The sequence below is a fragment of the Arthrobacter sp. TB 26 genome (assembly GCF_000427315.1).
In the GTDB taxonomy this organism is placed as follows: Bacteria; Actinomycetota; Actinomycetes; order Actinomycetales; family Micrococcaceae; genus Arthrobacter.
In genome coordinates, this window is record NZ_AUPJ01000473.1 from 1 (window position 1) to 7,680 (window position 7,680).

General features: G+C 67.3%; 5 protein-coding genes. 4 read left to right on the top strand and 1 reads right to left on the bottom strand.

Annotated elements, in window-relative coordinates:
• Nucleotides 1-31: 31 nt before the first annotated feature.
• Complete coding sequence (locus K789_RS0118185) at nucleotides 32-1,087, top strand: 2,3-butanediol dehydrogenase (protein WP_024365486.1); 1,056 nt, start codon at nucleotides 32-34, stop codon at nucleotides 1,085-1,087.
• A gap of 82 nt (nucleotides 1,088-1,169) precedes the next feature.
• Nucleotides 1,170-2,240, top strand: coding sequence for an alkene reductase (locus K789_RS0118190; protein ID WP_024365485.1), 1,071 nt, complete (start codon nucleotides 1,170-1,172; stop codon nucleotides 2,238-2,240).
• A gap of 234 nt (nucleotides 2,241-2,474) precedes the next feature.
• Here the strand turns inward: K789_RS0118190 and K789_RS0118195 are convergent, their stop codons facing one another.
• Complete coding sequence (locus tag K789_RS0118195) at nucleotides 2,475-6,092, bottom strand: TM0106 family RecB-like putative nuclease (protein ID WP_024365484.1); 3,618 nt, start codon at nucleotides 6,090-6,092, stop codon at nucleotides 2,475-2,477.
• A 168-nt stretch (nucleotides 6,093-6,260) separates the two neighbouring features.
• On the opposite strand from K789_RS0118195, the gene K789_RS0118200 reads away from it, so the two are divergent.
• Nucleotides 6,261-6,839, top strand: a complete 579-nt coding sequence (locus K789_RS0118200; RefSeq protein ID WP_024365483.1) for an SOUL family heme-binding protein — start codon at nucleotides 6,261-6,263, stop codon at nucleotides 6,837-6,839.
• A gap of 51 nt (nucleotides 6,840-6,890) precedes the next feature.
• The coding region (locus K789_RS0118205; RefSeq protein WP_029704390.1) for a Tex-like N-terminal domain-containing protein at nucleotides 6,891-7,680 on the top strand (790 nt) is incomplete at its 3' end.

Sequence of the window (7,680 nt, forward strand, 5' to 3'; positions counted from 1 at the left end):
ATCCACGGCCCGCAATGCGAAGGAAAACACCATGAAAGCAGCACGATTCCATGCCCGCGAAGTCCTCCGGATCGAAGACATTCCGGAGCCGGAGCTGCGCCCCGGAGCAGTGAAGATCGCCGTCGCCTGGTGCGGGATCTGCGGGACCGACCTCCACGAATTCCTGGAAGGGCCAATCTTCACCCCGCCGCCCGGCCACCCCCATCCGATTTCCCACGAGGAAGCCCCGGTTACCCTGGGGCACGAATTTTCCGGCACCGTCGAGGAACTCGGGGAGGGTGTGACCGGACTCGCCGTCGGAGACAGCGTGGTGGTGGAGCCGTATATCGTCTGCAACGAATGCGGCCCGTGCCTCAGCGGCCACTACAACCTGTGCACCAAGCTCGGCTTCATCGGCCTGGCGGGCGGCGGCGGGGGCCTGAGTGAGAAGGTCGTCGTCGACACGCGGTGGGTCCACCCCGTCGGGGACATCCCGCTGGACGAAGCCGCACTCATCGAACCGCTCGCCGTGGCGTACCACGCCGTCGGCCGGAGCGACGTCAAGGCCGGGGACGTCGCCGTCGTCGGCGGTGCGGGCCCCATTGGTCTGCTGACCGCGGCGGTCCTGAAGGGCCTTGGCGTCACCACAATCATCACCGAGCTGTCGACTGCCCGGAAGGAGAAAGCGGTTTCCTCGGGGGTCGCGGATCATGTGTTGGACCCAAGCTCCGACGACGTCAAGGCCCGGGTGCTGGAACTGACCGAAGGCCTGGGGGCAGATGCAGCGTTTGAATGTGCGGGAGTGAACGCCGTGCTGGACACCATGCTCGACGTCGTGAAGCCCGCGGGCGTTGTGGTCAACGTGTCGATCTGGGGACGTCCTGCCACCGTGGACATGCAAAAGGTCGTCCTGAAGGAAATCGACCTCCGCGGCACCATTGCCTATTGCGGCGATCACCCGGCCGCGATCAAACTCGTCCAGGAGGGAAAGGTCGACCTGAAACCCTTCATCACGGGACGAATCGCCCTCGATGATCTCGTGGACAAAGGCTTCGACACCCTGATCCACCACAACGACACCGCCGTGAAGATCATCGTCCACCCCTAGTGATCCGGGTCTCATCAGGAATAGTTGCAGACGCCCCGCAGTTGCCGCCAGTGAACCCAATCCCTGGTGAAAGGAACTGCGCATGCTGTTTTCCCCGATGACTCTCGGCGAGCTGGAACTGCCCAACCGACTCGTGATGGCGCCGTTGACCCGCGTCCGCTCCGGCACGGAAGGCATCCCCGGACCCCTCGTCGTCGAGCACTACCGGCAGCGGGCATCCCTCGGCCTGATCGTCAGCGAGGGTACGTACCCCAGCCGGGCCGGCCGGGGGTTCCCGGGCCAGCCCGGCCTGGTGACCGAAGCTCAGCTTGAGGGCTGGGCCAAGGTCACCTCCGCCGTGCACGCCGAGGGCGGCCGCATCTTCGCCCAGGTCATGCACGCCGGACGGGTTACCCATGCAGACACCACCGGCGGTCACCAGGTGGTTGCGCCCAGCGCCATCGCGATCGACGGCGAGACCCGCACCTACGCGGGCAAGCAGGCATTCCCCGTTCCGCATGCCCTGACCACCGACGAACTGCCGGGTATCGTGCAGGAGTTCGTCACCGCGTCCCGCAACGCGATCGGTGCAGGGTTCGACGGAGTTGAGCTGCACTCAGCCAACGGCTACCTGCTGCACGAATTCCTCGCCCCGTCCGCCAACCAGCGCGACGACATCTACGGCGGCTCGCCGGAGAACCGTGCGCGCTTCGTTATCGAAGTGACCCGGGCCGTGGTCGATGCCGTTGGCGCAGACCGCGTCGGCATCCGTATCTCGCCCGAACACAACGTCCAGGGAGCCCTGGAGCTTGACGCGGCAGACGTCCGTGAAACCTACGGCATCCTCGTGGATGCCCTGGCGCCCCTCAAGCTCGCCTACCTGAGCGTCCTGCACAAGGAGCCGACGAGCGAACTGGTCCAGGATCTGCGCACCCGTTTCGGCGGAAACTTCCTGCTGAACACGGGCTTCGGCGTCATCACCACCCGCGAGGAAGCCACCGCGATTGTTGCGGACGGCCACGCCGACGCCGTGGTCGTCGGACGCCCCGCGATCGCCAACCCGGACCTGGTCCGCCGCTGGCGCGAGGGGCTCCCGGTCAACGAGCCCGACCAGTCCACCTTCTACACCGAAGGCGCGAAGGGCTACACGGACTACCCGGCGTACCAGAACTAAGCCAGCAGCACCGAAGGTCGCCACTGGACATGTCCAGCGGTGGTCACGCTCGCCACTGGACATGTCCAGTCACGGCCGCGAACAGTGGGCAGAATGCCATTCTGCCCACTGTTCGCGTTTAACAATGAGCATGTCCCGCGGGCGGAAGGACGAAGAATGAGCATGTCCCGTGGTGTGGGGAAGAAGCTGGGCATGTCCCGTGGGCTCGAGCACGAAGAATGAGCATGTCCCGTGTTAGCTGGTCGCGACCGACCGCTGGCACAGGCCGATGAACCCGCCCAGCTGCTCCAGGCCTTCGGGGTGGGTGGGGAGGTAGTTGGTCAGCTCCGGTGCGCGGATCACGACGGCGCGCCACTGGCCGCGGGACACCGCCACGTTGATCCGGTTGCGTGAGAGCAGGAATTCCATGCCGCGCGGTGCTTCCGCCACCGCCGAACACGCCATGGACACGATCACGACGGCGGCCTCCTGGCCCTGGAACTTGTCGACGGTTCCCACACGGACCCCGGCCAGGGACGCGGCATCCAAGGCCTCGCGGATCACGTTGACCTGGGCGTTGTAGGCAGCCACCACCAGGATGTCCGCGAAGTCCAGGGGCCGGGTGCCGTCCTCCGTATGCCAGCTGAGGCCGAGATGACGCCGCACCTGCCGGACGGCTTCGGCGGCTTCCTCGCGCGAGGACGTGATGTTCCCGCTGTGCTCCACCAGCACGGTCTCGATCCCGGCGGGGACTCCCTCGAGCCTCCGGAGGTCAGCGGCCGGGGCTGAACGCAGCTTGCCCTCGTAGGAGAGTTCGGAGACGGCCCGGCACAGCTCCGAGGTCATCCGCCACGAGTCGGCCAGGAAATAGCCCAGCTCCGGCGGCAGCGTGGCATGGCCGGCCGATACCCAGCCCAGAGCCGATTCGTCCACCGGTTCAGGGTGGGAGCCCTGGCTGACCTGTGGCAACTGCTGCGGATCGCCGAGCAACAGCAGCCGGCTGCTGGACTGCGCCACGGCAAGGGTGTTCGCCAGGGAGAACTGGCCGGCCTCGTCGATCACCAGCAGGTCCAGCGATCCGGCCGGGACGTTGGCTCCTGTCATGGTCCAGGCTGTCCCGCCAATGAGCGCCCCACCCGGGGAACCGAGCAGGCGCGCCACGTCCGACGCCGAGCGCTGCCCCCAGGGGAGCGGTTCCCTGTGCTTCACGTCTTTGGCCACGCGGAGCGGATCGACGCCGGCCTTGGTCACGGCTGTCTTGAGCAGGTTTTCCACCACGGCATGGGACTGGCCGACGACGCCGACTTTCCAGCCCCGTGCCACCAGCCGGGCGATGACGTGGGAGCCCACATGGGTCTTGCCCGTCCCGGGCGGCCCCTGGACCGCGACATAGGAGTGGTCCAAAGCGCCGACCGCCTCCGTGATCGCGTCGACGAACCGGTCCGGCCCCCCGCCGGGCACGGGCAGGGCCGCACCCGAGGCCAGCCGCGGCGGAACCCGGCGGACCAGATCCAACGCCGGATGACGCGGGAAAACGGGCGGATGGGACTGCAATGCCGCGGCGACGCTGCACGCCAGGGCCGCCAGCGCGTCCTCAAGGCCCTTGGTCGGGATGGGCTGGTCTTCGGTCAGCGCGACGGGGACGTGGCTGTACGGCTCGATGGTCTTCCGGAGCTTGTCCCGGATGATGACGGTGTCCTTGCCGTCCTCGTGGCCCAGCTCCAGAACCTCGGTGCCGAACCAGCCGTTGCGCCCGGTCCCGTTGATCCCCGTGCCTTCAAGTCCGGCCGGAAGCGGCGGCTCATACATCCGGAACCAGGTGCTGCCCTCACGCAGGTCCGAGCCCGGGCTGACCGTGCCGATCAGCTTCACCCGCCGCTCCGGGAGCTTGGCGCCGTCCTTCCACCAGTCCTCAAGCACTTCCGCATCCTCGACGAGGAAGACGTTGCGGTCCTGCTGGTGATGCGTGTCGGGACCGTTCTCGCAGCGGTCGAAGTGCGCCCACCAGAACGCCTTGCGCTCCCTGCGGTGGTAGCTGACCGCCGCCGCCAGCATCGAAACCGCCTTCCGGTCGCCCTGGGACAGCCCGACGCCGTGATCCGCCAGTTCTGCCAGGGCCACTTCCAGCGGGTCCAGGTCAGCGGTGTCCGGCGCGGAGCCCATGCTTGTGCCAGCGGCCGTGGATGAGGCTGAGCCGGGTGCGCCGTCGCCGTCCGGCGTGATGCCGCGCTCCCGGGCCAGGCCCAGGAGCCAGGTCCGCAGCTCCAGTGTGGAGAGGCAGTCGTATTCGTTGTAGTCGGAGATCCCGGCGAGGATGGTGGCGGCTTCCTCGGCCCGGCCGTCGTCGCGTGCGTCGCAGTAGTGGGCGTAGGCCACCACCGAGGCGCCGGCGTCTTTCACGTCCCCGGAACGCAGGTTTGTCCCCATGTAGAGCGGCTCAAGTTTCTTGATGCTGTAGGAATTCTCGGAGATGCGGATGCTGTTCCGGACCGTCTGGTAGAGGTCCACCAGGAGCCCCTCGCGCAGCCAGCGGTCGACGGTATTTTCGCCGGCAACGTGCATCACGGAGAGCTTCCGGAGGGCAGTTTTCTCGTAGGCGGCGTAGTGGTAGACGTGCATGTCCGGGTGGTCCTGCCGGCGCTTCTCCACATAGTCGAGGAAATCGAGGAACGCCTGTTTCTCCGCCTCGCGGTTGTGCGCCCAGAACGGCCTGAATGACCCGGGGTCCCCGGGTCCGGTCGGTGCTTCGATGACGCCGAACAGGTACTCCAGTCCCCAGATGCCGGTGGCGCTTTCCTGCCACAGCGGGTCACCCTCGAAGTCGAAGAAAATGTCGCCCGCGCTGGGCTGCGGCAGCTCCGCGAGCGTGTTTTCCGGGACGACCCGGTAGCTGAGGGTGTGTTCCGTTCCGTCCTTGCGGTACCGGACGCCGCCGTCGGACGCGCCCACCCCGCTCTGCATCCGGGCCTGGTCCTGCAGGCGCAGCAGTGCGCTGTTCGCGCCAGGAAGGTGTGCTTCCGCGAACTCCTTGACCGTGAAAATCTTCCGTTCGTGGAGTGCTTTGCGCTGTGCCGAATTCATCCGCGCCACCAGCAGCAGATCATCGGTGGCCACCACCTGCTCCCGGCAGTAGTCACAGCGGCCACATGCGCTGAGTCCGCGGGCTCCCCACTGCACGGTGTGGGGCTGCGCTGCATGCGAAGCGGTCAGCGCCACGAACCGGTCCCGCCGTTCGCGGAAGACAGGCAGGATTTCCGCCAGTTTGTGGTGGCTGCGGACGTAATCGAAGCCGCCGTCCGGGAGCTGGACGGTGGCGCCGAGGACCAGTGTCACGGCCGGGTCCGGCGTGATCCCGGCCTTCAGCAACTGGTCCCCATAGGCGGCAAGCTGGAGCAGCGCGGTGACCTTCGCATGGCGGGCCAGCTTGGTGTCGAACACCGCGTAGCTGCCGTCGGCCTGGCGGACCAGGAAGTCGGAGCGGCCATGGAACTGGCCGTCGAAGAAGGCCGCCTGGAACACGACGTCGGCGCCCGAGCGCAGGGCCTCGATGGACTCACGGTGCTTGGCCAGCAGCGTGGCGCGGTCCATCGCCTCGGCCGGCACGACGTCGTACACGCCGCGCCCGGCGGCCGGATCCCAGGGGCCGAACTCCTCGACGAAACCATCGAGGACCTTGCGCTCGTGGCGGTCACCCAGCACGGCCGCGTGCTGGAGCATTTCGTCGGCGTCGAAGACCGCTTTGGGGGAGCGGCCCAGCTTCTCATCGAGCTTGCGCAGCAACTGATACTCACAACTCGCAGCGGTCACCAGGTCGCTCGCGGAGAAAACCAGGTCCGGTGCGGAACCCGGCACTTCCGGTTCAAGAAAAAACACTGTGCCCCCGATGTCGATGCGCTGCGGAAATTCGGGCTGCGCCGTCTTGGACGTCCGTGCAGCCTGGTCCTCTGTTCTTCAAGCTATCAAAGCGCTCCGACAATCCGGCGAGCACCCGGGTGGAACGGGCTGGTTCCTGTCGGAGACCCGGCGTATGGTCTGAAGACGATGACTGAACAGCAGCCCTTCGAGTTGGTCCAGCGCTACCCGGATTTCGAGTTGCGCCGCTATCCCGCGCATGTGGTGGCCGAAGTGCAGGTCAACGCGACGTTTGACCGGGCCGGCAATGCAGCCTTCCGCTACCTCTTCAATTACATCAGCGGCAACAACACTGCCCGGCAAGCGGTGGCCATGACAGCCCCGGTTGTCCAGGGGTTCGGGCCGCCACAGAAGCTGGCCATGACGGCCCCGGTTCTGCAAAGCGGATTCCTGACCGGGGGAGAGGAGACCACCGATTTCGTCGTGGCCTTCGTCTTGCCGGCGGGGATGACGGCGGAGACCGCCCCGGTACCGACCAATCCGGACGTCAGGATCCGGACCGTGCCGGGCTCCCTTGCCGCTGCCCTTAGCTTTTCCGGTGGCGGATCGAAGAGTGCGTTCGGGAAACGGAACCAGGAACTGCAGGCCGCGCTGGTCGCGGCCGGCCTGACCGCCGTCGGACTCCCACGGTTCGCCCGCTTTGATCCGCCCTTCAAGCCCTGGTTCCTCCGCCGCAACGAGGTCCTTCAGGACGTCGAACAGCCCTAGTCCGCTGCCCGCGCCCCCCGGGCGAAGAGCCCGGTAAGGCAAAATGGCAGGGTGACCCAACTCCCGCAGCGCCCGTCCCCATCAGCCAAGACCCCGTCTTTTAAGACCGCGTCGCCCAAGACCCAGGCTCCGCACACCCAGGAGTCCGGCATCGCCGCCCAGATCGCCGAGGAGCTCGGTGTGCTGGCCTGGCAGGTGAAGGCGGCCGTGGACCTGCTTGACGCCGGGTCCACTGTGCCGTTCATCGCCCGGTACCGCAAGGAAGCCACCGGGACGCTCGATGACACCCAGCTCCGCGACCTGGAGGAGCGGCTGCGCTACCTCCGCGAGCTGGAGGACCGCCGTCGGACCATCCTGGAAGCGATCGCCGCGCAGGGTGCGCTGACTCCGGAACTGCAGGCCGCCGTCGTCGGCGCCGACACGAAGTCGCGGCTGGAGGACATCTACCTTCCGTTCAAAACGAAGCGGCGCACCAAGGCGCAGATCGCCCGCGAGGCCGGGCTGGAGCCGCTTGCCGACGCACTGCTGAAGCGGCCCGAACTCGATCCGGAACGCGAAGCCGCCCGCTACCTCAACGCCGAGCACTCCATCGGCGACACCGCGGCGGCGCTCGCCGGTGCCCGCTCCATCCTGGTGGAACGCGTCGCCCAGGACGCCGACCTCGCCGCCACGCTGCGGGAGCGGCTTTGGACGCAGGGCCGGATGGTCTCCCGGGTCAAGAAGGGCAAGGACGCCGAGGGCCAGAAGTTCAAGGATTACTTCGAGTTCTCCCAGCAGCCGGCCGGGATGCCGTCGCACCGCGTCCTGGCGTTGCTGCGCGGCGAGAAGGATGGGGTGCTGG

Coding starts and splice junctions, on each gene's coding strand:
- K789_RS0118185 (WP_024365486.1), top strand. CDS start 32: ATGAAAGCAGCACGATTCCATGCCCGCGAAGTCCTCCGGATCGAAGAC.
- K789_RS0118190 (WP_024365485.1), top strand. CDS start 1,170: ATGCTGTTTTCCCCGATGACTCTCGGCGAGCTGGAACTGCCCAACCGA.
- K789_RS0118200 (WP_024365483.1), top strand. CDS start 6,261: ATGACTGAACAGCAGCCCTTCGAGTTGGTCCAGCGCTACCCGGATTTC.